Source organism: Clostridium magnum DSM 2767 (assembly GCF_001623875.1).
Classification (GTDB): domain Bacteria; phylum Bacillota; class Clostridia; order Clostridiales; family Clostridiaceae; genus Clostridium_AM; species Clostridium_AM magnum.
On the sequence record NZ_LWAE01000005.1, the window covers coordinates 405,268 to 430,233 of the forward strand.

A 24,966-nucleotide genomic window follows, 5' to 3' on the forward strand; every position below is an offset into this window, starting at 1 on the left:
ATTCATAATTGGGGGGATTTTATGTCATTCGATTTAAACGATTTAGTAAAAGATGCCTTGGAGTTAAATGCAAGCCATGCAGCTATAGCGGATACATCAAAAATTAAGTTTCATGAAGAATTTAGAAAAGCATGTGAGAAAAATGTCTGTCGCAAATATGATACAAACTGGATGGGACCACCTGCAATAGGCCCTATAGAAGAGTTGATGGAAAAAGCAAGAAAATACAAGCAGGGTCTTTTATTTCAAACTGTAATCCAATTAAACAGTCCTTTTGATTTAAAAGGTATGAATGCTGGCTATATTAAACATTGTGAAAACTTTAGTACAATTCTTAACCATATAAAAACAAAATATGGTTTTAAGGATATGCTTCCTTTAAATGCTGGCTGCTGCAGTGTATGTGATAAATGTGCATATCTAGACAAGCAGCCATGCCGCCATCCAGATAAAGCTTTTTCTTCCGTTGAAGCATATGGAATGGATGTTATGGCTCTAGAGAAAAATAGTGGAATTCCAATTTATAACGGAAAAAATACTGTATCCTATGTAGCACTTATTCTTTTCAACCTAAATGACTAGGACAAGGTACAAGAAATTTAAGGCTTGGTTCTGCTAAAAATAGAGTAGTAAGTATAAAGAAAAATTAATGCTTACTACTCTGTTTTTATTATTTTCAGGTAAATAAGTTGTTTTTATATAATTAAATGTGAATTTTTGCTAATAATATTAGAATAGTGATATAATAATTAAATAAATTCTATCTAGGAGGACGGTATATGAAAAGAGGCGCAGTAGAAAGAAATTTTAGAAAGATAAAGAATCAAATTTCACAAATAGAAGAAATCGTCAAGCACACTAAAACAAATGCACTGTGGGAGCATGAGGCTTCTATAAGAAAGAAAATAAGGCACTTAAAAGAATTTGAAGATGCAGGTCTTAGGGATTTTAAAGGTGTTTACGAAAGATACCTAGAGATATTAGAATACATATCAGAAAGGCTTGTAGATGACTATAATAGAAAAAATGACACTAATTTTAGTTTTAGAGAAATAGTAAAACATAATTACGATAGCTATTTAGGTTCAGGAATAATTAGTGTCCTTATAACTGAGCATATCCCTAAGCTCGTGTCTAGAGAGTTTGACAATGTATTTCCGGCAAATCCTAAGGATGAGTATGAGGATGCTAGAAGGAGTGTAAGAAAATTCTATTTGCATTTAGGGGAAACTAATACAGGAAAAACCTATAATGCAATTCAGCGATTAAAAGAATCTAAAAAAGGAATATATCTTTCTCCTTTAAGAATATTAGCTCTTGAGAACTATGAGAGATTAAATTCAGAAGGTGTTAAATGCAGCCTTATGACAGGAGAAGAAGAAATAATTGTAGAGGGAGCAGAGCATATATCCTGCACCATAGAAAAATTAGATATTAATGAAGAGTATGATATAGCAGTTATAGACGAAGTTCAGATGATAAAGGATGATCAGAGAGGAGCAGCATGGACTAGAGCACTACTGGGATTAAATTGTAAAGAAATACATGTTTGTGGAGCAATTAATAGTAAAAAGCTATTGATTAAGGTAATTGAGGATTGTCAGGATCAGTATGAATTTAAAGAGTATAAAAGAAGCATACCTCTTGAAATGCAGTATGATTCTTTTTCATATAAAAATATTCAAGATGGAGATGCACTTGTAGTATTTTCTAAAAAGAGGGTATTAGAACTAGTATATTATTATGCAGATTTAGGCATAAAGGCAAGCTTAATTTATGGAGATTTACCTCCTGAAGTAAGAAGAAAGCAGTATGAGCAATTTATAAGTAAAGAAACAAAAATATTGATAACTACAGATGCTATCGGCATGGGTGTGAATCTTCCTATAAGAAGAATAGTATTCATGGATGTAAAGAAGTTTGACGGCAGTGAAGTAAGGTATTTAAATTCTCAAGAGGTAAAACAGATTGCAGGAAGAGCGGGGAGAAAGGGAATATATGAAGTTGGGTATGTGGCATCCTATGGAGGCACTCAGGAATTTATAAGTGAAATGATAAATGCAACAGACCAGATTATTCAAGAGGCAGTAATAGGGCCTAGTGAGGCAATACTCAGAATAAAGAGCTTGCCTTTAAAGGAGAAGCTTGCACTTTGGAGTACTAGAGAAGAAAAGATGCACTTTTACAGAAAAATGGACATTTCAGAATACATTATAGTATTAGACAGCATAAAGCCTTATAAATTAGATGAAAAAACTCAATGGATGATACTAAAGATACCTTTTGACGTATCAAATCCTACCATGATGGATACTTTTTTAGCTTATGTAGATGAGCTTTTTATAGCTAAGAGAGATGTTATTTCAAAACCTGCATGTTTGGTAAAGGGACTCTATGAACTTGAGCTTTATTATCAGAAGATAAATCTCTACTACTCCTTTTCAAAGATATTTAATTTGGATTTTGATGTGAAGTGGGTATATGAGGAACGTATAGCAGTTAGCGAAGACATTAATAAAATTTTGGTAAGTATATAGGTTTTGAATGAAACATAAGGGGGAAACGTAAATGTATAGTTTTAAGAATGACTACAGTGAGGGTGCTCATCCAAGGATATTGAGTGCTTTAATGGAATCAAATTTGGAGCAAACAGAGGGATATGGAGAAGATCCTTATACACTAAAGGCTGTTAATTTGTTAAAAGAAAGAATAGGGCGCAGTGATATTGATATACATCTATTTATGGGAGGAACACAAACAAATCTTACTGCGATTTCTGCTTTTCTAAGACCTCATGAAGCAGCAATAGCGTCAAATACAGGGCATATATTAGTTCATGAGACAGGAGCCATAGAAGCTACAGGACATAAAGTCATTTCTATAGAGGTAAAGGATGGAAAACTGACTCCTGTACATATAAAATCTGTTTTAGAGGGACATACAGATGAACATATGGTAAAACCGAGGTTAGTTTATATTTCTAATCCTACAGAAATAGGTTCAATATATAGTAAGAGTGAGTTAGAGCAGTTGAGCAATTTCTGTAGAGAAAATAAGCTGTTTTTATATGTGGATGGTGCAAGACTAGGTTCTGCTCTATGTTCAGAGGAGAATGACATGGATTTTTCTGATTTAAGTACACTTGTGGATGCTTTCTACATAGGTGGAACCAAGAATGGGGCTTTAATGGGTGAAGCGCTTGTAATCTGCCGAGATTCCCTAAAAGAGGATTTTAGATTTCATATAAAGCAAAAAGGGGCGATGCTTGCTAAAGGAAGAATCCTTGGCATACAGTTTCTTGAACTTTTTAAGGATGATCTCTACTTTAATTTGGCAAGAAATGCTAATAACATGGCTGATATTTTGAAGAAGGGAATTAGTGAGGTTGGATATTCGTTTTTAACTCATTCACCTTCTAATCAGATTTTTCCTATTCTCCCAAATTGGTTAATTGAAAAGCTTCAGAAAAAATATTCTTTTTATCTTTGGGAAAAAGTAGATGAAGATAATTCAGCCATCCGACTTGTAACTTCTTGGGCTACTAAAGAGGAGATTGTTAAATCTTTTGTTGAAGATATGAAAGAAGCTGTAGCTTCTAATTAGAATGGATAAGTTGTGCTCAGGTGTATAAGTTGATTTTGAGGAAGAAACCCTGGAAGTTTTGCGATCATTGTATAAAAAGGCTCTGAAGCCTTAGGCTTCAGAGCCTTTTTAACTCTTAAAGTATATATTAATTACTAGTGAAAGTAATATCTTCTTCTTTATGAAGTGCTTTGATAAAACTTAACTTTGTTTCGGAAATAATTAGGGCAATAAATATAATAACGCAGCCTATAACCATATTTAGGGTAAAAACCTCTTTTAAAATTATTACAGATAAAATTGCTCCAAAAACTGATTCTAAACATAAGATTATTCCTACATGATTTGGATGAGTATATTTTTGTGCTACATTTTGAACGACAAAAGCAAAGGCTGTACTAAATACTATAAGATAAAAAATAGAGAAAAAAGCACCTTTATTGATTCCACCAAACCTAGGTTCAAAAATTAATGCACAAACTAATGATACTAGTCCAGCGAATAGCATTTGAATTACAGAAAGTATTATAGGATTTACTTTTTTTGCATAATGGGCAACTGATATTATGTGAGCTGCATACAAGAAAGCACATAATAGTGTAAGCCAGTCACCTAGGTTCATATTTAAAGAAAAACTATCACCGATATTTAAAAAGCCTATACCTACTAGAGCTAATAATGCTGAAAATAATGAGTATAAATCTGGCCTTTTCTTTTCAACTTTCCATGCAAAAAAAGGAACTATCACTACATATAAAGTAGTTAAAAAGGCTTGCTTTCCTGCGGTGGTATATTGTAATCCAATAGTTTGTGCAGTAAAAGCTGAAAATAAAAATATACCTACAATGGAACCGCATATAATATCCTTTCTAGTTATGTCTTTCATAGTTTTAAAGAAAATTAATGCAAGCATTATAGCAGCTCCAGTGAGTCTTAGAGCCATTATATAAAATGGAGTAATACTATCTAAAGCATCCTTTACTGCTACAAATCCGCCACCCCATACCAATGCTACTACGAACAATGATATGTCAGCAACTAAACTTCTTCTTCTACTTAATTTCATATGATCCCCCCATCTTTCTAAAATCTATAGGCAACTTATTCATTATACTATATTTAGTGAAGATTATGAGGAGCATTTTTAAAATGCCCAGTTACCATTTCTAAATATGCATATTACTTCACCATCTTTAGTTTCACCTGTAATGTTTAAATCAGCAGATCCTATCATAAAATCTACGTGAGTCAAAGAGTTGTTTGCACCGGCTTTCTCAAGTTCTTCGATGTTCATTTCAGTACCATCTTCAAGACATATTGGATAAGCTTCACCTAAAGCCAAATGGCAGGAAGCATTTTCATCAAATAAAGTGTTATAAAAAATAATATCTGAATTTGAAATTGGTGAATCATAAGGTACTAAAGCTACTTCACCTAGATAATGAGAGCCTTCATCTGTTTCTATTAACTTCTTTAAGGTCTCATAACCTTTTTCTGCTGAAAAGTCTACTATTCTGCCATCTTTAAAAATTAGAGTAAAATTATCAATTAGATTTCCACTATAGTTTAGTGGTTTTGTACTTTTTAATTTGCCGTTTACTCCTGTTTTTAATGGTAGAGTGAAAACTTCTTCTGTTGGCATATTTGCAACAAAGTAAGTTTTCTTTGAGTTATATTCTCCACCACCAGCCCAGAGATGCTTTTCCGGTAGTTCTATTGATAAATCCGTATCCCTTGAAAGATAATGAAGTTTCTTAAATTTCTTAGTATTTAAAAAATCTACTTTACTTTGAAGATTCTTTAGATGTTCATTCCAAGCTTCAACTGGATCATTTTTATCAACTCTTACAATTTTAAATATGTTTTGCCAAAGCTTTTCTATTGCTTCTTTCTCTGATAGTTCAGGAAAAACTTTTCTTGCCCATCCAGAGGTTGGTATAGATATTACAGACCAGGCCACTGTACTATTCATAATATACTCTCTATACTTTTTTAGTGCAGTAGATCTTGTTTTATTAAATTCTGATATTCTCTTAGGATCTACATCTTTTAAGAGCTCTGGATTTGATGCTGAAATTGAAATAAAGGCTGCTCCATTTTTAGCAAGTTCTTCATATCCATCTGCTTTCCATTTTGGAAACTCTTTAAAGGTGTCGTATGGTGCATTTATGAATTTTATAAGAGTTAACGCTTCATCAGTCCATTCAACATGAACATCCTTTGCACCAACAGCATAGGCCTCTCTTGCAATGAGTCTTACAAACTCAGCACATTCAATGGTTGAGTTTATAACGAGAGTTTGATTTTTTTGTATATTAACTCCAACCTTAACTGCAAGTTCAGCATATTTTTTTAGAGTATTATTGAAATTATCCATTTTATCACTCCTCTATTTTGATTACTATGTTTTGCCACGAATAGATATTATTATAATATTTATTTATATATTACTCAAGGGGTAGCTTATCACAGCGGTTTGTAAAAGTAGAAATTGTCGCTGTTAAACAGAAAATAAGTAAAGCTTTCAGTATCCTATAGGATACTATCTATCAACAAAGTGCATGCTTGTATATCATTAAACAACTTACTATACTATAAATAATGGTTAAATGAAATTCTCTATAATGTACATTTTTGGAAGAATAACATTGCAGAAATGGTATAAATATAGAGTAAGATGTAACTTGTAAAAAGTTTAATAAAGAAGTTTTAGAAAGCAGGTGTTTTTAACATGGAAAAATCAAAGGTGTACTTTACTAACATGCATGCAACAGGAAAAGAAAATTTGTTGCAGAAGCTCCACCGTCTCATAAAAACAGCAGGGATTGATCAAATTAATTTTGATAAAAAATATACAGCTATTAAAATCCATTTTGGTGAGCCAGGTAATTTAGCTTTTTTACGTCCTAACTATGCAAAAGTGACAGCAGATATCGTAAAAGAACTAGGAGGAAAACCTTTTCTTACAGATTGTAATACTTTATATGTAGGCAACAGAAAGGATGCTCTTGAACATCTAAATTCTGCTTATCTAAACGGATTTTCGCCTTTTTCTACTGGTTGTCATGTGATTATAGGTGATGGCTTAAAGGGTACAGATGATATCTTGATTCCTGTTGAAGGGGGCGAATATGTAAAAGAGGCGAAGATTGGTCGGGCAATTATGGATGCAGATGTATTTATTAGTTTAAGTCATTTCAAAGGCCATGAGGCAGCTGGTTTTGGAGGTGCACTAAAAAATATAGGTATGGGTTGCGGTTCACGTGCAGGTAAGATGGAGATGCATAGTAGCGGGAAACCTAGTGTTTCCGCAGAGGACTGTATTGGCTGTGGTATGTGTGCTAAAAACTGTGCTCACGGCGCAATTACTTTTACAGACCGTAAAGCTTCTATTAATCACAACATATGTGTTGGCTGTGGACGATGTATTGGTGTCTGTGCAGTAGATGCTGTTCAACCAGCTTCTGATGAATCAAATGATATTTTAAATAAAAAAATTGCGGAATATTCCTTAGCGGTATTGAATGGACGTCCAAATTTCCATATTAGTCTAGTTATTGATGTTTCACCTTATTGTGATTGCCATGCAGAGAATGATATAGCAATTGTCCCTGATGTAGGTATGTTTGCTTCCTTTGATCCAGTGGCGCTGGATATTGCCTGTGCAGATGCAGTAAATCGTCAACCTGCTATTGAAGGTAGTCTTCTGGAAAAAAATGGTTGTAAACATCATGATCATTTTACTGATGTTAGTCCAGAGACAAACTGGAGGGTATTAATTGATCATGCGGTAAAGTTGGGACTTGGAAGTAAGGAATATGAGTTGGTAACAATTTAGTGAATTTGTATCACCGACAAAAAGAAATTTTATGGGTATTTATTATACAATATGATTGGTGGAAAGAGGTGATAACAATGAAAGTTACTGATTTAACCCATATCATTTATTCAGATATGCCAGTTTTTCCAGGAACAGAAGGGCCAATATTTCAAAAAGCAAATACATTAGAGAAAGATGGATTTCAAGAAGCGAAAATAACTATGTATTCACATACAGGTACACATATAGATGCTCCTGCACATATGTTAAGTGATGGGCTATATTTAGATAATCTAGATATAGATCATTTTATTGGAAAAGCTACTATTTTAGACTTTTCAAATGAAAACATAGAGATAATAGATGTAAATGTTTTAAAATCCTATGAAGAAAAAATAAAAAGCGTTGAATTTATTATAATAAAAACAGGATGGAGTAAATATTGGGGACACAAAACGTATTATAAAGATTTTCCATGCTTAGATGAACAAGCAACAAAATGGTTGTCGGAGTTTAATCTAAAGGGAATAGGTATTGATGCAATTTCAATTGATCATATAGAATCAACTACATTTGTAGTACATAAAATACTAATGCAAAAGGAAATTATAATTATTGAAAATCTAACAAATTTAGACTCTATCAGCAACGAGTACTTCACTTTGTGTGTAATGCCTCTAAAAAACAAAGATGCAGATGGTTCACCAGTACGAGCTATTTCTATAGAAAGTATATAGAAAACTTAAAGCAGCTATAGAAAAGAGATATCTTTAGTGATATATCCTTATAGCTGCTTTAAGTCTATTTTATAGGAACACTATCTGTTATTTGGAAGTTCATTCTATAGCCTTTAAAAGAAGAATTTGTACCATTTAAATTCTTTATTACAAATAAATAGTATTTTTTACCAAGCTTATACGGTTTATAAGGAATAACTTGTACACACTTTTTATCTTCAGATAAAGATAGTGCTGTAGGAATTATAGTTCCGTCACCATCTACTACGTATATTTTTGAACTATTTACATTTTCCTTTTTAATTTCTTGTTTAAAAGTTAATGTCCATTTTTTATCCTGTGAAACATCCGAATAAGACTCTAATTCTTTAAAATTTTTATCTGTAAAAAGATTCTTATCCACAGGTAGATTTATTTGACTTAGAGGAAAGGCTGATTTTTCATTATACTTTTCAGGGGTTCCTAGCACATATTGCAGGCTTAAAGTACTGTCTAGTTTCAAGTTGTTTATCTTATGCTTCCATTCATCAGTATTGCTGGCATAAAAAAGTTGGTATTTCCCAAAAGTATCTTGAATTTCTATAAATACGAAATTATTTTTTGAGTTATTCTCAGTGTATATATTTTTTAAAATACCTGAGGTCCAAGAGGCACCTACTATATCAGAATCAGAGCCGTTGCTGCCTAAATAATTATAAACCTCTCCAGAAGAGTTTTTTACACTTATTCTAAAGGCCGGTAATTGAGCTTTGATTATAGCATAAGGATATGTTACCATTTGTGGTAATATAGCATCATTATCAGGAATTGTTTCTTCTAATAATATATTTGCTCGTCCTTCCACATCCTCTACAGAATTGACTTTAATTTCATAACCACCAGTAGGTTTTTCACCTGCCATAACAGCTACATATAAATCACTTGAATTTTTATCAATATAATAAAGGAAACCCTTATTGTCTTTATAAAGATCTATTTCTTTAGTTAAAGCTTTTGGAGCGTTATCATAAGAAATAGTGTCAAACTTTTGTTTATTATAGACAAAGGATTCTGATTGTTGCATAGCATAAGCCGTGGCTTTAGGTAAAGTTTGAGCTCTTACTGAAATAGGCATATACATTACTCCTACTGCTAAAGTAATACATATTGATGTTACAACTTTTTTTAGCATTTATAAATACCCTCCTTAAAATACTGTTTTCATTAACTTAGACGTATAAAACTTGTATTACGCTTCAAAATTTAGCTTAAAATTGTTTTAAAAACATTAGTAGGTATTAATTAATAGATTTAGCAATATTTATTAAGGAGTTTTCTGGTAAATTGCCACATAAAGAATATTCTATGTTATTCATCATCCAGGTGATTTTTGTAGTTACAATATTGGATTGATCATCTTTTGTTGAAGTAACATAAGCTTTGTTATCTTTAATATATATAATTTTGTCTCCCTGTAATTTAGATAAATTTTTGTTTTGCAATATTTCAAAATAAGTAGTGTTAGAATTATAATTTAATTTTACACATTTTAGTTTATCATCTGGAATAGATATAGCAGTAAGGTTAAAGCCTTCTGGAATACTGGTAGGAAGTAAAATATCACTTCCAAAATATTTTTCAGCACTTGCCATATTTAAGGACTCTGGTAGAGAAACTGATGCAGTAGGGACCTCAGAACTTAAATACATATCTTTATTTTGCTCATTATTCATTTTATTTTGTAAGATATTATCAGAAGATTTGGTAGTATTATTCGTATTTTGAGAAACAACATCTACATTACTATTTGTTGCACTAATGTTCGAGTCTTCATTTTGAGGTATTGAAATGTTCTGACTATTATCTGCTCTACTTAGTGAACTATCATTTAAAGCTTCAATAGCTGTATTTGCATCTTTAGTTACTACACTAGTATCCGAATTTTTACTGTGTACTGCAGAATTTTCATTTCCTGTGTTAGGCTCATTGTTTAAAGCTACAGATTTAGAGCTATCTAAATTTTGGGTTTCTGAAATTTTTGTAGGATCTTTAGAATCATTGTTATAAACAGAATTTTTGTATTCATGATTTATTGAATTATTTGCAGAGTTATTGGCAATAGTTGGCTTATGTAAAAAATAATTATATATTCCAAAAGTAGAGATTAAAAGAGCAGCAGAAACAGTTGAAGCAATTAAGGGACTCATTTTTAAAACTCTTTTATCAGTACACTTTTCTAAAGTTTTTCTTTTTAAATCCTCAGTAACATAAATATCTTTAAGAAATGTGTTTGATGTCTCTCTAAAATCTTTCATGTTATCTTTCATATTCAATCTTCCCACCTATATTAGATTTTAATATTGTTCTAGCACGAAAAAGCCGGTTCCGTACAGTTCCTTCCGGTATTTTTAACATTTTACTTATATCTACTGTTGATAATTCCTCATAATAATAAAGAATCAGTGGCTCTTTATATTTACTGGGTAAATTCATAACTTCTTTTAACAAATTTTCATTTTGAATTCTATTAATCACCTTATTATCTATATTTTCATAACTGTGTAATAATGAATCATTATTAATATCTTTAAACATAAGAACCTTTTTGAACCAAGAAATCCTTAATATATCTCTACATGTATTCATGGTAATACTTATAATCCAGGTTTTTTCACTGCTATTTTTCTTGAACTTATCAAAATTTTTATAAACCTTTATAAATACTTCCTGAAAAGCATCTTCTGCTAAATGCTTGTCCTTCAAATATAGGTAAGCAACTCTTAGCACATCATTTCCGTAACTATCCATTAAGCGTTTTATTTCTTCTTCCATGTTTTAATAATATCCTTTTTAAAAGATATTTTCCCCTCCATAAAGCAATTCTTAGGCTAAGTATTGCTTAATTATCACTGACACATTGTAATATAAAACTAGAAGAAAGTATCTAGATGTATATTATTTTGTGTTTTTTCAAGTTAAGCTACCAGCCGTGAGATAAATATTCATATATAATAAAGTATAACACTTATTATTAGATTAGACGTATAAAACATTAACTTCGCTTCATAAAATTTAAAAATATCGGGGAATTTTAAACATATAAAGATATGAAAAGTAAATAGCCTTATTTTTAAGGTCTAGGAGTATTTACCCTAGACCTTAGTGATATTAATGTTCTAATAAAATTGAAACTTGAATTAGGTATGAGTTTTTCATTAATTACATATATTCTTGTAAACTTTTATTAATCTCTCCAAATATGCCACATTGAATTGTTTCTTCCTCTAGCAAATACGTCAGTTCTATTTCTATTCCAAGATACTGCAGCTGGGCCAGAGGTTAAATTTCCTCCAAGATTTCTCCAGTTGCTCCAACGAGAGCCGTTCCAGGACATAGTAATCAACCGATTATTCGCACCTCTGGCAAATACCTCTAATCTATTAGCAGCTCTAGAAGAAACTCCAGGTTCAGAGGTCAACCTTCCACCAAGGTCTTCCCACCTGCTCCAACGAGAACCATTCCACCATAAATGATATAGACGGTTGCCTTCACCACGAGCAAATACATCAATTCTGTTATTTCCCCAAGAAACAGCGTCAGGATCAGAAGTTAACCTTCCGCCAAGGTTTTCCCATTCACTCCAACGAGAACCATTCCACCATTTATGATAAAGGGCATTATCGGTACCGCGTACAAATGTATCAAGTCTATTAGGGGCCCATGAAGAAACAGCAGGAGCAGAAGTTAGGACTCCACCAAGGCTTTCCCAATTACTCCAACGAGAACCATTCCAAAATATGTGCCACATAGCGTTATCTGTACCTCTTGCAAATACATCAATTCTGTTATTTCCCCAGGAAACAGCAGCAGGAGCAGAGGTTAAAACACCGCCAAGACTTTCCCAGTCGCTCCAGCGAGAACCATTCCACCACTTATGATAAAGAGCATTGTCAGTACCACGTACAAATGTATCAAGTCTGTTAGGTGCCCATGAGGAAACAGCAGGAGCAGAAGTTAAAACTCCACCAAGATTTTCCCAACGACTCCATCTGTTAACAAGAGGAGATACTGGCAGTTGTTGGATTCTAGCGCCATCAAAGAGACCGTCTTCATAATCTAAGTCAAAATTTTCGAAACTATTGTAATCCTCAAAGCTATCAAAGCCCCTCATTTGATCCTCTAAAACTGGACAAATAGTTTGTGGCATGGAATAAGGACAATAAAAATATGGATTATTGTACATTGGAAACCTCCTTGTATTTTTGCTGCGACTAAAAAGTCTCATCAATTATATTTTATTAATAAAGCTAATAAAATGTTCCAAAATAAAAAAGATAAAAGGTAAAAACATGGTTTAGCCTAATAAATTAGGATTAATCTAGCAAAAAAGAAGGTAATTTACACTGAATGTAGAATAATAAAATTATGTAGATTTAAAGCATATTTTTATTATATGCTTTATTTATAATTGATTATTTTATAAAAATATAAAAAATATGGAAGAAGGGTTATAAAAATATGTTGAAACTTCACTGGCTAGAAATCATATTAAGATGTATTCCAGAAATGTTATTAGTGATTTGGGGAATATACGAATTAGCTAAAAAGTCAATTAATATAAAAGTTTATATACTTTCCAGTATAATAATGGGGATAGCAACTTTTTTCGTAAGAATGCTACCTATATATTTTGGGTTACATACATTTATTATGGTTATTTTGATTATATGTGTAATGGCTATTATTGATATACCAATAATAAATGCAATATGTGGTGGTTTTCTTATGACTTCAATACTTTACTTAAGTGAGTATTTTAATATTGCAATATTAAATTCATTTAATATTAATATAAGTATTGAATTCTTAAATCCTATTATAAAGTGTATCTTTGGTATTCCATCATTAATTATTACATATTTATTCATTATAACAATTCGTTATTTTGTGAAGGTAAAAATAGAAAATATCAGTTATTGAAAGACTTGCAGTTAACTCCAGGGAGGTTTATTTATGAGATATGTTACAAATGATAGTGAAAAAGATATATTCGTTATTTTATCTATTATGAAAATTTCTATAATAATGTTTATTATAATTATATATGCCAGTGGGCAAAACTATAGGGAAATGTTAAAAACACAAAATTTTGGTCAAATTAGTTTAGGGTCATGGGCATTACTCTTTTGCTTTTTAACATTAATCTTCGCCACTTGGATTATAATTAATTTAAAATTAAAGGTATCAGTAAATTTTAAGAGTTCATGGTTAATTGAAAATACTTTTTTTATACTAATTATCTCTTTGCCCATATACTTATTTAATGCATACGATGATGAATATAAGTATTTATTTTTATTATTAATAATATCTTCGGTTATTAAATATGGATTACGATATGGAATTTTAACCTCACTTTTTTCTTCTATTTTTGTTCTTGGAGCAGATCTATTATATGCACCAATGGTAAATGGTATTAATGTCCATTTTGAAAAAGATTTAATAATGGTGGGAATTTTTATTTTTGTTGCATGGGTACTTGGGTTTTATGTAGAACTAGAGAATGAAAGTAAAAAGAAAAAGGATAATCAACTTCAATTATTAAATACTGAATTGGAGGAAAAGAGGACAGAGAGACATATTATTGAGGAAACATTATTGAAAAATAAAGTATGTTTTGATATATTGTTTGAAAACTCACAAAATGCCATTCTTGTTCATTCTCATGGTAAAATTATGTATGGAAATAGGAGTGCAGCTAGATTACTGGGATATGAAGATTCTCTAGAATTAAATGATGAGTCAATTTATAAACATTGTTTGCAAAAGGATATAATGACCACAAGTGAAAAGTATTTAAATATAATTAATAAAAGACTTTCTAAGGTTGTATATGAAGCAAGTATACTCAATTGTAAGGGAGAGACAATTCAAGTACGCGACACATCTTCTTTTTTCATGTATGATGGTAGGGCTTCTGTGCTGACTTTTTTACTTGATATAACATCAGAAAAACAAATAGAAACATTAAAGCATGATGTAGAAAAAAATTTAAGACTATTAAATGAATCTAGAGAATTTAATACGCTTATAACAGAATTTTTCACCAATATATCCCATGAGTTTAAAACGCCAGTTAATGTAATTTCTGTTGCTATTCAAACAATGGGTGTGCTTTTGGAAAATTTAAACGTTGGTAATATAGAAAAATGTAAATCATATTTAAAAATAATGAAGCAAAATTGTTACAGAATGACCAGATTGATAAACAACCTTATGGATATCACTAAAGTGGATTCTGGATTTATTAAAATTAATAAAAGTAACGATAATATTGTAAGTGCTATTGAAGATATTACTCAATCCGTAGCATCTTATATAAAGAGCAAGAATATAGAACTCATATTTGATACAAATGTTGAAGAAAAGATTATGGCTTTTGACCATGATAAGATAGAACGAGTAATATTAAATTTACTCTCCAATGCATTTAAGTATACAAATTCAAATGGACATATATATGTAAATGTAGAGGACAGGAGAGAAAGTGTTATTATTTCAGTAAAAGATGATGGGCAAGGTATTCCTAAAAATATGCTTAAAGTTATATTTGAACGCTTAGGACAAGCAAATCGTTCTCTTTCAAGACAATGCGAAGGAACTGGAATAGGATTATATCTTGTTAAATCTTTTATTGAAATACATGGCGGTAAGATAAGTGTTGTCAGTGAAGAAGGAAAAGGCAGTGAATTTAAAATAGAATTACCTGCTGAATTGGTTAGTGATGAAAATTATAAAGACAGGACCCTTTATGAAACAGATGTAGAGAGAATAAACATAGAATTCTCTGATGTATATTCAATATCAATTTAATACAATACATTAAGGATAATTTAGAAGCAGAGATTTTTTGTTTTACAACCAATCTCTGCAAACCATCGAACTTTTTCTGAAGATTTAAAATATAGTTTTCAATTTTTTAACACTTATTATTAGCGTTTTTGTATGAAATTAAAACATAAAGTATATTGGAAAGTAAGGGTGGGGAAACCTCCACCTTTCTATGCATTTATTTACATCTATTTTTATTGGCGTCCATTTATTATTTACATCTTTAGTAAACTGATGAATCTCAATATCAGTGCCGTTTGTAAGTTGAAAGAATTGAAATTTATAGTCATGACCATCCTTACCAACTACATAAATATTCTTAATATACCCATTTTGTTCGGTTGGATATCTTTTTTTCAGAAGCTTACACCAATCTCCATAGACTGTATCAACATAAAGCTCAGCATTATGTTTCCATCCGTGATAAGCAGCACATAGAAAATCTTCACCTCTTAAGTCTATTTTAGAAATTTTATATTTTCCATTTTCATTTTTTATATCAATAAATCCGTAGTAATATGCGAAGCTTGTATTTCCATTAAAGGAAGGTTCTATTGCTTCTATTTCAATAAAATACTCATAAGTTCCCTTTGGAGCATTTTCATCAGTTATATTGTTAAGTTTTATTAGGTTAATGTGTCCTATATCTTTGAAGGAATTAAGATAAGAATTGTAATCTAGCCTATTTTGATATACAGAAGTTAAAAAATTATATGCTATGGGGTAGGACATTTGGGCAAATCCAATGGTACCGCAGCCTCCTTGTGAAATATTTGCAGCCTCTCTTAATATACTAAAATAATTTATTATTGTGTCTTCAGGAGACTTAAATAGCCAATCAGGTAAAACAATTTTATTGTAGTCTTCATTTGAATACTTATCAAAAAACTCATAATCAAAATTTCTATTATTTAATGCTGATAAAGGTGAAGGTCTGAAATATAGTTCATTATTCAATTTAGAAACACTCCATATTAATATTGTTTAATGATATTATATTCTATTTTTAAAATTACTCTACAACTTTGAAAGAGGAACCTTTCAATTGATAGAAAGGTTCCTCTATTATTATTTTATTTATTTATTACAATAGGATATACACTTTCTGCTTTAAGAGAATTTAAAACTTCATTTGCAGAATAATAATCGTTTTTACCTCTTGGAGAACCATCCGAATATTCTATATTATTATAAAATGGATCATATATTTCAAAATAAGTATTGTTATCTACTACCTTGTAACCCTTTATAATAACGGTGTAAGTATTACCATCAACAACATGAAAACGTCCAAGCTTTGATTCAGAACTGTTATTATAATTTATATATTGAGGATTTAAGTTGACTATAAGTATATTCCCATTTTTAAGTTGTGTTTTCAATGAATCCTCACTTATATCATCACAGGAACTATAGTTTATATTTGCACTTTTTAAATATGATGTAATAGTGCTGATATTCCAAGCTGTGCCGCTGTTTTCATATGCATCTCGTATATCCGCCACTGATTTATCAGAAGAAGGGGTTGTCCACTTTATAGCCATAGCCACAGCAGCAGGACCTGAGTTTATACTTGAATATTTTCCTGTATTGTCTTGATTAATATACCAGTCATAGCTTTTTTCGTTATTCACATATTCTGTTTCAGTTTTACCAAGACCTAAAGAAGCGGATTTTGACTTAATAGTAAAAGGCATAGTGGATGTATACTTTATTTTTATACCATCATCACTTTCTATATTGTCTCCAATAATTAATTTGTAGTTTCCTTCATAATCATATCCAGTATCCCACGGAAGAATAGTTACTGAGGAACCATCTATCAATATTTTTGTAGAAACAAAATTTCCTTTAGTATCTACAACTTTAAATTCATTTCGATTACTTTCTGTATCTTTTATTTTTTATTAAATTTGATTTTCCATTGTTTAAGTTTGTCCACATCCGTTTTTGCATCCAAGTTTTTATACTCAGGTAATTTAATAGTGCTGTCTGTTGTTGTGCTTGAGTTAGAACTGGAACTTATATTACTTGTAGTCGTATTAGTATTAGTATTAGTATTAGTATTGGTATTAGTATTAGTATTGGTATTATTAGTAGAGGTAGCCGCATCCAATTTTATATATTGCTTAGCTACATATCCATAAGAGGAACCAAATTTTATTTTGTACCAGCCATTTATAGTTTCTAATACTTCTACACTATCATCTAGTTGTAAAGTACCTATAATTTTTGAAGTTGTATTAGATTCACTTCTTACGTTTAACCCTTGTTTAGATAACACAGTACCATGTAATATGTTAGCAGCTCTAGTTACATATGTAGTAGAAATTACAGAACCAACAGTTAGTGAAATTGATAGTATAATTGATATTATTTTTTTGTTTTTCATTGAAGTCATCTCCTCCTATCTGGAAAAGTAAATATATTTTGTATTAATTTTCTATACTTATATATTAACACATATATAAAGATAATGTTAAGAGAAGAATGATAAATCAGTAATTAATTTGTCATTAATTTAGTACAAATTTGAAAATTAGATTGTTCAATTAGGCCGTATCACTTTATACATATGCCATGCATAATATATTAGTGAAGTAATTTTTAAGAGGGAAAGAAATGAGTATAGTATTAACACCCCTTCACTACATCTATTTAATCTTTATACTTATAATTATAGCTGCTATGATTAAAAAAAGGGATATATCCTTGATTTGTATAATTGGTATATTGCTACTTGGATTGGTTGGTACAGGTTCTTTATACCATTCTACTATGGGAGTATTTAACAGCTTTGTTTATGCTACTAAAGAGCTTATGCCTACTATATTCATTATATCGGTTATTGTAGCTATGAGTCATGTTTTAATAGAATCTGGTATAAATGAAGAAATAGTATATCCTTTTAAAGGAATAATAAAAAATTACTGGATTGCTTATTGGGTTATCGGTATAGTGATGATGTTACTTTCTTGGTTCTTCTGGCCATCACCAGCAGTAGCACTAGTGGGATTATTATTTTTACCTATAGCAAAAAAAGCAGGTCTTCCAGTAATAGGAGTAGCAATATCTATGAATCTATTTGGACATGGCATAGCTTTGTCAAGTGACTATGTAATTCAGGCAGCCCCTAAGCTTACGGCGGATGCAGCAGGTATACCAGTGTCTAGTGTGGTCAGTGCAAGTATTCCTTTGGTAATTACTATGGGACTCGTAACCACTATTACAGCATTTTACTTACTTAGAAAAGATATTAAATCAGGGAAAATATCTACAGAGTATACTATAGGAGATGAAACTGACGAGCAGAAGCCTAGTTTAGTTTCTCTTTCAAAGAATTTAAAGAGGGTTTTAGCATTAATAACTTTAGTTTTATTTATTGTAGATATATTTGTAATGTATACTGCTAAGCTGCAGGGCGGAGATGCTACTGCACTGATAGGTGGAACAGCAATATTTATTTTGAGCCTAATATCTATAATAACTTATAAAAATGAGGCTTTGGAAAAAATAACAGATAACCTTGTTAAAGGTTTACAATTTGGATTTAAAATATTTGGTATAGTTATACCTATAGCTGCATTTTTCTATTTAGGTGATTCAGCCTTTACTGAAATATATGGTAAGATATTGCCAGCTAATTCTAATGGTATAGTTAATGACTTAGGTGTGTGTCTAGCTAATTTAGTTCCTCTTAATGCTGCAGTTGCATCTACAACCCTTACTGTAGTTGGTGCAATCACGGGTCTAGATGGATCAGGGTTTTCAGGAATATCTTTAGCAGGTTCTGTAGCAAAACTATTTTCTACAGCTATAGGCGGAGGCGTAGCTACTCTTACTGCACTAGGACAAATAGCAGCTATATGGGTTGGAGGAGGAACTATAATACCATGGGCTGTAATACCTGTAGCTGCTATATGCGGAGTAGATCCTTTTGAGCTAGCTAAAAAGAATATAAAGCCAGTTATTATAGGGTTAATTGTTACTACAATAGTTGCTATGTTTCTTATATAGTTAAGAAGAATATTTATAATAAAATATTTTTTAGAAAGAATGAAGTCTAAACTTGAATCAGATGGGGTTTCAAACCCCACCTGATTCTTAGTTGAACGAATCCAGGGGCGTAACCGCTTGCAACGTACACTTTGGAGAAGATGGGAGTATTAGATCGGGTAGTCATCGGATAAATTTATATTAATAATTATAGATAACAAAAGCAGAAAATAAGCTTACACTCCTTAGTGTAAGTTTATTTTCTGCTCTGAAATCCTACAAGATATTTCAATTTTTTAATTTAATTTTTCTATCTTTGTTTCAAGGTGAGTAGTTACTCCGCTTCCTTCAAGATAATTATAATAAATATTGCCGTCCTTATTTTCACCAGCGGCATCATAGCCTGAGATGAAGTGAGTGGATCCATTTAAATTTGAGAAATGGCTATAATCTATAGTTTGTTTTCCGTTGTAGTAGTATATATTAGTTGGTTCTACTACTATCCATCCATATTCAGGCAAGTAGTACTCTGCCCAGGCATGTCTATAATCATTTCCTGTTGCTGTATTATTATAAAAGTTTTTGCTGTCAACCCAATAACCAGTAGCTACTCTAGCAGGAACTCCAGAAGCTCTTAAAAGTGCAACAAATAATTCAGAATAGTCTTCACATACTCCTCTTGAGGTCTGAAGAGCATTTAAGGCTCCTTTATTTTTATTGCTTTCATCATAAATCATATAGCTATTTACAAATTCATAGGCTTTCTTTGATTTATAATATGGATTAGTTATTCCTATGAATAATTCCTTTGATTTGTCTATAATAGCTGAATTGTTACTTTCTATCTTATCAGTAGCAGTAGTATATTTGCTATATTCACTAAAATTACCATAATCTCCAGAGGTTTTAGATAAATCTTTTGTATATTTTATGCCACTAACTTGTATAGTTCTAGTGACCTGATACTGTAACTTTTCTCCAGGCTTTAAACTAGAGGAAGCAGTTAATTTTTGATTTACTGAATTTGTAGAGGTAACTTGAGCATTTTCTCCAGTAACTTTTAAGTCTAATTCTTTCTGATAAGGTGAATTGCTTAAAGTTCCAAGATTGTAAGCTATATCTAATTTTGTATCCTTATCAGCAGTAAAAGTTAAAATATCTGTAACCTTATAAGTATGTGTATCAACTAAAGAATAGCTAGAAGCATCAATAGCTTGTACATCATTTTTGGTTGTAAATTTCATAGTCCTAGGTTTTTTTAGGGCAGATCCATTTAGAGCCTTTATGTTGTCTACATAAATAGTATAAGTCTTTCCTGGATCATAAGTGCTTGAAGGTTTTATAGATATATTATTGCCACTAGAACTTAAATCTAATTTTAGTGAGTCGCCATTTTCATCAACAACTCTTATATTTTCACTATTTACTGTGTTTTTATCAATGTCCTTTGAAAACTTAATGTTCCAAACTTTATCTGTACTTATATTTTGTTTGGCAGTAAAAACAGTGTAGTTACTATCAGCAAAAACAGTACTAGTATAGAGCAGCATTATTAATGAAATAAGGATGAACTGTACTTTGAATTTTAATAATCTTTTAATGCTACATTTTACAAACATAATTTCACTCCTTTTGATTCAAGTTTAAATTTCTATAGATTATATTATAACATACTAGAGATATGGTTTTATGAAGAAATTTTTTGCAAAAAAATGGAGTCTTCTATCAATTAATAACTTGTATATAAATGATTTTAGAACCTAATAATATGTTTAGAAAATTTAATACTTACTTTATACGAAGGAAGTGATTATAAGTGCATAAAAAATTAAAAAGGCCTGCATCTATTTTGTTAATACTGCTAATAGTTGTTCTTTTGTCTTCTGCAGCAAGCAAAAGTATTATAACTATGGCCGCTGATGCGAATAATGTAAATCTTGTTTTAGATTCCTTAAATTATAGCGATGTTCTTCCAAAGAACTTTCGTAAGACCTCCGATTTAACAATTATAAAAGACAATAAGGACTTAAATTTAAAGGGGTTAGATAAATTAAATATTTCTGGGAGTCAACAATTTTCTGAGAAGAATCTTCCTCTTTTAATAAAGGCTATAGGAACCTACTTACCTATAACAGTAGTGGACTTAAGACAGGAATCCCATGGATTCATTAACGGACTTGCAGTTAGTTGGGCTGACTCAAAAAACAATGCAAATGTAGGTTTAACTAGAGATCAGGTTTTATTAGATGAAGCTAATAAATTAAAAAGTATTAAATTAAACGAACCTATAACTTTTTACAATCACCCTAAAGAAACTATAGTTCCAACAAAGGTTCAAGATGAAAAGGAGCTTACGACATCTAAAGCACTATCTTATAACCGAATAACTGTTAGGGACGGTGGAATACCTTTAGATGATATGGTTGATTACTTTGTAGAATCTATAAAAACTCAGTCTTCAAATTCTTGGTTACATTTTCATTGCAAACAAGGTATAGGAAGAACAAGCACCTTTATGATTATGTATGATATGATGAAAAATTATAAAGAGATTAGTGAGGATGATATTATAAAAAGACAATTAGCATTAGCAAATTATAAAGAAGATACTATAAAATCTTTTTATAATAACGAAAGAATGAGCTTCTTAAAAAGTTTTTATAATTACTGCAAAGTAAATGGAGATACCTTTAACGTAAAGTGGAGTCAATGGAAAAAAAATTATACTGATAACAGCTCAGCAACTTTAAGTACGGCTTATAAATTAAATACTGCTTGCGATTCCGACTACATAAAGAACCCAGTAGTCCCTACATCACTATATGTTATATCGCAAGATTCAATGACCCCAAGTGAAAGAACAATGGTAGCTAGCCTTCAGGGGCTAGTTAATGGCCATTGTTCTTCTCAAATATATACACTTAATTCTTCTCAGCCTGATTATAAAACATGGTTAGAGGATTTAAAAAACAATTATAAGATTCCTTATAAAATAGTATCAAATCCCTGGCAACTGCTAAATATTTATAAGGACTATATAGAGGGATATATACTTTATAGCAATAAGGTACCAAAAGATCCTTCAATAAATAATGCCTGTTCTCTTGCTTCATTAAACAAGACCATAGTTATCGATGAAGCTCTAGAATCTAAAGTAAGAAGCAGCGGTATAACAAAAATAATAGGAGACTGCAGAAACACAGATGAAAGTTGGGCTTATAATAATTTGTGGAACAAGGGACTAAATCATTCAACAGTAATTGAGCTTTCTCCAGATAAAGCTGCGCCATTAAGAGATTATGCTATAATGACTAAGTCTTTAGTATTTTATGAAGATAGTATAGACAAAACTAATCTAAGAAACAAGATATTTTCTTCTATGGAAGATAAATCTATTTGTTTAGGATGGGGACCAGATGAATTTATTAATGTAAGTATAGCTTCAAAATATGGTGTAAGTGTAGTTGCTGCAGATTGGTCTTATAATTTAACTACTTTAAGTGCTTTCCCATCACTACCTATCGGCAAAAAAGCTTCATTAACAATTCCTAAAGAGGAACATTGTCATTATGTTACCTTCATAATGTCTGATGGCGATAATCAGCAATGGAATCTTGGAAGTAACTATAGTTCCAAGAAATGGTTTGGTTATGCTAATAGAGGCAAACTTAATTTAGGTTGGTCTATGAGCCCGTCTTTATATTATTTATCACCTACTGTTTTTAATTTATATTATAAAAATATAAGTAATGAAAATTGTAATAATAACTTTATTGTAGCACCATCTGGAAATGGGTATGTATATCCAAGTAAATTTGATAGAGATAAACTAGATACATATACTAGCACATTAAATGATTATATGAATAAGGTAGATGAAAAGTATGTAGCAATAATAGATGACACTGCTTTCAATAATATTGAACTTTGGAACAAGTTTACTGAAAAGCCTAACATTGAAGGATTGTTTTATCTAGATTACCATAGACATGATAAGTTTCAAGGAGAAATTCTATGGTCTAATAATAAGCCTATAGTATCATGTAGAGATTTACTTTGGGATAACCTTGAAAATGAAGAAGAGTTAGTAAAAAAAATTAATGATAGGATTAGCTCAGGTCAAACAAATGTATGCAAACCTGATGCATTCACTTTTGTTTATGTTCATGTTTGGAGCAAAGGTGTTAGCAACGTTGAAGAAGTAGTAAAGAAGCTAAATCAAAATCCTGAAATAAAAATAGTCACGCCTGAAGTATTTATGGAATTAATAAAGAAAAATGTTGAACATTAGACTAAGAGTCACAAATTGGAATAAGCTAGCTTTACAAAAATAAATTTGAAGAGTATACTTTAATATATACAATTAAATAGATTATTAAAATTTAGTTTTGTGGGGGAACCATTTGGTTGAGAAGGTTAAACCTGACCCTTTGAACCTGATTCAGTTAACACTGACGTAGGGAAGCAAATAGATTTATATATATTTTAGATAATATAAGTGCTTGCCTAAGGGTAAACACTTTTTGTTTTTTTATAATATACTTTTATAAGGAGGGATTTTTTTGAAAACAAGAAAAATTACATATGCAGCTATGTTAGTTGCAATTGGAACACTGGGAGGAAATCTATTATATTTTCCTATAGGTGCGTCTAAGTGTACACCAGTTCAGCATATTATTAATGTCTTAGCAGCAGTTACATTAGGTCCAGGATATGCGGTATTAACAGCTTTCTGCATATCGCTTATAAGAAATATTACAGGTACAGGAACCTTACTAGCCTTTCCAGGCAGCATGATAGGGGCACTATTAGCAGCGGTGTTGTATAAAAAGACAAAACAAAAATTTTTAGCAGTTATAGGTGAAATTGTTGGTACAGGCATTATAGGGGCTCTTTTAGCATTCCCAATAGCTAAATTCATATTAGGTAAAAAAGTAGCAGCACTCTTCTTTGTAGTTCCTTTTTCCATCAATACAGTTTGTGGAAGTATAATTGCCTATATTATATTAAGAGGACTAGAAACTGCAAAGAATAATGTGGCAAAAGTAGTTTAGCTCTATAAAAATAATAATCTAAGAATAAGTGAGAATTAATCAGATAACAAAAGAATGTATAGAAGGGACGATATATGGAAGAAAATATCTATAATAATACCTATAGTCTATTGAAACTAATTAGAGAAAAAAAACCATTAGTGCATCATATAACAAACTATGTAACTATAAATGATTGTGCGAATATAGTACTAGCAATTGGAGCATCCCCAATAATGGCAGATGCTGTAGAAGAAGTAGAAGAAATTGTTTCTTTAGCATCTGCTTTGGTTATAAATATGGGGACTCTAAGCAAAGAGCATGTGGAAGCTATGCTTGTTGCTGGTAAAAAAGCAAATGAACTTGGTATTCCTGTTATATTGGATCCTGTGGGAGTAGGAGCTACTGCTTTTAGAAAGAAAGGTGCTGAGAAGATTATAAAAGAAGTAAAGTTAGCAGTTATTCGCGGGAATATGTCAGAAATAAAATCTATAAGCGGTATTAGTGTAAAGTCTAAAGGGATAGATGCTTCAGAAAGGGATATTATTCAAAATGATAATTTAGAATATGGAAAAGATATTTCTGAAGAATTAGCTTTGAAATTAAATTGTGTTATAGCAATAACTGGTGTAGTTGATATAATATCTGGAGAAGGAAAGACAGTTTTTATAGATAAGGGACATAAAATGCTTTCCACAGTAACCGGGACAGGATGTATGTGTACATCACTTATTGGTGCATATTGTGCTGTTTCTAGAAGTTACTTTGAAGCTGCTATAGCAGGAATTTTAACTATGGATTTAGCAGGGGAAAAAGCCTATAAAAATCTTAAAACTATTGATGAGGGAAGTGGGAGCTTTAAAATGAAGCTTATGGACTCTATATTTAATTTTAATCACTTACTTAAAAATATTATTTTGAGGTGATA

The 24,966-nt window shown here is 31.0% G+C and carries 21 protein-coding genes and 1 riboswitch; of the genes, 11 read left to right on the forward strand and 10 right to left on the reverse strand.

The genetic code is table 11. From position 1 onward, the window contains the following. The first annotated feature begins 21 nt into the window (after window positions 1-21). From CLMAG_RS20795 to CLMAG_RS20805, 3 genes are all read left to right on the forward strand, one after another. On the forward strand, window positions 22-582 hold the full coding sequence (locus tag CLMAG_RS20795) for a DUF2284 domain-containing protein (protein WP_066626923.1): 561 nt from the start codon (window positions 22-24) through the stop codon (window positions 580-582). 197 nt (window positions 583-779) lie between these two features. Then, window positions 780-2,537 carry a helicase-related protein gene (locus tag CLMAG_RS20800; protein ID WP_066626924.1) on the forward strand — a complete coding sequence of 586 codons (1,758 nt, stop codon included), beginning with the start codon at window positions 780-782 and terminating at the stop codon, window positions 2,535-2,537. A 31-nt stretch (window positions 2,538-2,568) separates the two neighbouring features. Continuing rightward, window positions 2,569-3,603 carry a threonine aldolase family protein gene (locus CLMAG_RS20805; protein WP_066626925.1) on the forward strand — a complete coding sequence of 345 codons (1,035 nt, stop codon included), beginning with the start codon at window positions 2,569-2,571 and terminating at the stop codon, window positions 3,601-3,603. Window positions 3,604-3,730: 127 nt separating this feature from the next. Here CLMAG_RS20805 and CLMAG_RS20810 read toward each other — a convergent pair whose 3' ends face one another. Together CLMAG_RS20810 and CLMAG_RS20815 are read right to left on the reverse strand one after the other, a co-directional pair. Next, window positions 3,731-4,648, reverse strand: coding sequence for a DMT family transporter (locus CLMAG_RS20810; protein WP_066626926.1), 918 nt, complete (start codon window positions 4,646-4,648; stop codon window positions 3,731-3,733). Between the two features lie 78 nt (window positions 4,649-4,726). Beyond that, a complete protein-coding gene (locus CLMAG_RS20815; protein WP_066626928.1) occupies window positions 4,727-5,959 on the reverse strand; it encodes an aminopeptidase in 1,233 nt (410 codons plus the stop codon). Between the two features lie 354 nt (window positions 5,960-6,313). Between CLMAG_RS20815 and CLMAG_RS20820 the strand changes: the two genes are divergently transcribed. Both CLMAG_RS20820 and CLMAG_RS20825 read left to right on the forward strand, forming a co-directional pair. Beyond that, window positions 6,314-7,420 (forward strand): DUF362 domain-containing protein, encoded by a 1,107-nt coding sequence (locus CLMAG_RS20820; RefSeq protein WP_066626929.1) that lies wholly within the window; start codon window positions 6,314-6,316, stop codon window positions 7,418-7,420. A 77-nt stretch (window positions 7,421-7,497) separates the two neighbouring features. Then, complete coding sequence (locus tag CLMAG_RS20825) at window positions 7,498-8,139, forward strand: cyclase family protein (protein ID WP_066626930.1); 642 nt, start codon at window positions 7,498-7,500, stop codon at window positions 8,137-8,139. A 64-nt stretch (window positions 8,140-8,203) separates the two neighbouring features. On the opposite strand, the gene CLMAG_RS20830 is transcribed toward CLMAG_RS20825, so the two are convergent. From CLMAG_RS20830 to CLMAG_RS20845, 4 genes are all read right to left on the reverse strand, one after another. After that, entirely contained in the window at window positions 8,204-9,310 is a 1,107-nt protein-coding gene (locus tag CLMAG_RS20830) for a protease complex subunit PrcB family protein (protein WP_066626933.1), read from the reverse strand. Window positions 9,311-9,416: 106 nt separating this feature from the next. After that, entirely contained in the window at window positions 9,417-10,445 is a 1,029-nt protein-coding gene (locus CLMAG_RS20835) for a DUF4367 domain-containing protein (RefSeq protein WP_066626934.1), read from the reverse strand. After that, on the reverse strand, window positions 10,435-10,950 hold the full coding sequence (locus CLMAG_RS20840; protein WP_066626936.1) for a sigma-70 family RNA polymerase sigma factor: 516 nt from the start codon (window positions 10,948-10,950) through the stop codon (window positions 10,435-10,437). The genes CLMAG_RS20835 and CLMAG_RS20840 overlap by 11 nt, the downstream gene beginning before the upstream one ends. A gap of 412 nt (window positions 10,951-11,362) precedes the next feature. Then, entirely contained in the window at window positions 11,363-12,361 is a 999-nt protein-coding gene (locus CLMAG_RS20845; RefSeq protein ID WP_082832028.1) for a PLL family lectin, read from the reverse strand. A gap of 275 nt (window positions 12,362-12,636) precedes the next feature. Here CLMAG_RS20845 and CLMAG_RS20850 point away from each other — a divergent pair, with 275 nt between their 5' ends. After that, entirely contained in the window at window positions 12,637-13,098 is a 462-nt protein-coding gene (locus tag CLMAG_RS20850) for a hypothetical protein (RefSeq protein ID WP_066626938.1), read from the forward strand. Between the two features lie 33 nt (window positions 13,099-13,131). Next, a complete protein-coding gene (locus CLMAG_RS20855) occupies window positions 13,132-14,991 on the forward strand; it encodes a sensor histidine kinase (protein ID WP_066626940.1) in 1,860 nt (619 codons plus the stop codon). 138 nt (window positions 14,992-15,129) lie between these two features. Here CLMAG_RS20855 and CLMAG_RS20860 read toward each other — a convergent pair whose 3' ends face one another. From CLMAG_RS20860 to CLMAG_RS20870, 3 genes are all read right to left on the reverse strand, one after another. Beyond that, entirely contained in the window at window positions 15,130-15,966 is an 837-nt protein-coding gene (locus tag CLMAG_RS20860; RefSeq protein ID WP_242873096.1) for a hypothetical protein, read from the reverse strand. A gap of 116 nt (window positions 15,967-16,082) precedes the next feature. Continuing rightward, window positions 16,083-16,835: a hypothetical protein gene (locus CLMAG_RS20865; RefSeq protein WP_066626945.1), complete on the reverse strand. Its 753-nt coding sequence runs from the start codon at window positions 16,833-16,835 to the stop codon at window positions 16,083-16,085. Window positions 16,836-16,906: 71 nt separating this feature from the next. Then, window positions 16,907-17,401, reverse strand: coding sequence for an SH3 domain-containing protein (locus CLMAG_RS20870; RefSeq protein ID WP_066626949.1), 495 nt, complete (start codon window positions 17,399-17,401; stop codon window positions 16,907-16,909). A gap of 230 nt (window positions 17,402-17,631) precedes the next feature. Between CLMAG_RS20870 and CLMAG_RS20875 the strand changes: the two genes are divergently transcribed. Further along, entirely contained in the window at window positions 17,632-19,026 is a 1,395-nt protein-coding gene (locus CLMAG_RS20875; protein ID WP_066626955.1) for a hypothetical protein, read from the forward strand. A gap of 275 nt (window positions 19,027-19,301) precedes the next feature. Here CLMAG_RS20875 and CLMAG_RS20880 read toward each other — a convergent pair whose 3' ends face one another. Further along, a complete protein-coding gene (locus tag CLMAG_RS20880; RefSeq protein WP_066626957.1) occupies window positions 19,302-20,624 on the reverse strand; it encodes a transglutaminase domain-containing protein in 1,323 nt (440 codons plus the stop codon). A gap of 197 nt (window positions 20,625-20,821) precedes the next feature. Between CLMAG_RS20880 and CLMAG_RS20885 the strand changes: the two genes are divergently transcribed. The 3 genes from CLMAG_RS20885 to thiM all read left to right on the forward strand — a co-directional run bounded on the left by CLMAG_RS20885 (window position 20,822) and on the right by thiM (window position 24,964). Further along, window positions 20,822-23,296, forward strand: coding sequence for a GxGYxYP domain-containing protein (locus CLMAG_RS20885; RefSeq protein WP_066626963.1), 2,475 nt, complete (start codon window positions 20,822-20,824; stop codon window positions 23,294-23,296). Window positions 23,297-23,387: 91 nt separating this feature from the next. Then, a riboswitch (TPP riboswitch) is annotated at window positions 23,388-23,486 on the forward strand. 81 nt (window positions 23,487-23,567) lie between these two features. Then, window positions 23,568-24,059, forward strand: coding sequence for an energy coupling factor transporter S component ThiW (gene thiW / locus CLMAG_RS20890; protein ID WP_066626967.1), 492 nt, complete (start codon window positions 23,568-23,570; stop codon window positions 24,057-24,059). A gap of 74 nt (window positions 24,060-24,133) precedes the next feature. Then, complete coding sequence (thiM, locus tag CLMAG_RS20895) at window positions 24,134-24,964, forward strand: hydroxyethylthiazole kinase (RefSeq protein WP_066626970.1); 831 nt, start codon at window positions 24,134-24,136, stop codon at window positions 24,962-24,964. The last annotated feature ends 2 nt before the right edge of the window (window positions 24,965-24,966 follow it).

Bases quoted from the DNA above. Each gene is read 5' to 3' on its own strand.
- CLMAG_RS20795 (WP_066626923.1), top strand. From the start codon at position 22: ATGTCATTCGATTTAAACGATTTAGTAAAAGATGCCTTGGAGTTAAAT.
- CLMAG_RS20800 (WP_066626924.1), top strand. From the start codon at position 780: ATGAAAAGAGGCGCAGTAGAAAGAAATTTTAGAAAGATAAAGAATCAA.
- CLMAG_RS20805 (WP_066626925.1), top strand. From the start codon at position 2,569: ATGTATAGTTTTAAGAATGACTACAGTGAGGGTGCTCATCCAAGGATA.
- CLMAG_RS20810 (WP_066626926.1), bottom strand. From the start codon at position 4,648: ATGAAATTAAGTAGAAGAAGAAGTTTAGTTGCTGACATATCATTGTTC.
- CLMAG_RS20815 (WP_066626928.1), bottom strand. From the start codon at position 5,959: ATGGATAATTTCAATAATACTCTAAAAAAATATGCTGAACTTGCAGTT.
- CLMAG_RS20820 (WP_066626929.1), top strand. From the start codon at position 6,314: ATGGAAAAATCAAAGGTGTACTTTACTAACATGCATGCAACAGGAAAA.
- CLMAG_RS20825 (WP_066626930.1), top strand. From the start codon at position 7,498: ATGAAAGTTACTGATTTAACCCATATCATTTATTCAGATATGCCAGTT.
- CLMAG_RS20830 (WP_066626933.1), bottom strand. From the start codon at position 9,310: ATGCTAAAAAAAGTTGTAACATCAATATGTATTACTTTAGCAGTAGGA.
- CLMAG_RS20835 (WP_066626934.1), bottom strand. From the start codon at position 10,445: ATGAAAGATAACATGAAAGATTTTAGAGAGACATCAAACACATTTCTT.
- CLMAG_RS20840 (WP_066626936.1), bottom strand. From the start codon at position 10,950: ATGGAAGAAGAAATAAAACGCTTAATGGATAGTTACGGAAATGATGTG.
- CLMAG_RS20845 (WP_082832028.1), bottom strand. From the start codon at position 12,361: ATGTACAATAATCCATATTTTTATTGTCCTTATTCCATGCCACAAACT.
- CLMAG_RS20850 (WP_066626938.1), top strand. From the start codon at position 12,637: ATGTTGAAACTTCACTGGCTAGAAATCATATTAAGATGTATTCCAGAA.
- CLMAG_RS20855 (WP_066626940.1), top strand. From the start codon at position 13,132: ATGAGATATGTTACAAATGATAGTGAAAAAGATATATTCGTTATTTTA.
- CLMAG_RS20870 (WP_066626949.1), bottom strand. From the start codon at position 17,401: ATGAAAAACAAAAAAATAATATCAATTATACTATCAATTTCACTAACT.
- CLMAG_RS20875 (WP_066626955.1), top strand. From the start codon at position 17,632: ATGAGTATAGTATTAACACCCCTTCACTACATCTATTTAATCTTTATA.
- CLMAG_RS20880 (WP_066626957.1), bottom strand. From the start codon at position 20,624: ATGTTTGTAAAATGTAGCATTAAAAGATTATTAAAATTCAAAGTACAG.
- thiM (WP_066626970.1), top strand. From the start codon at position 24,134: ATGGAAGAAAATATCTATAATAATACCTATAGTCTATTGAAACTAATT.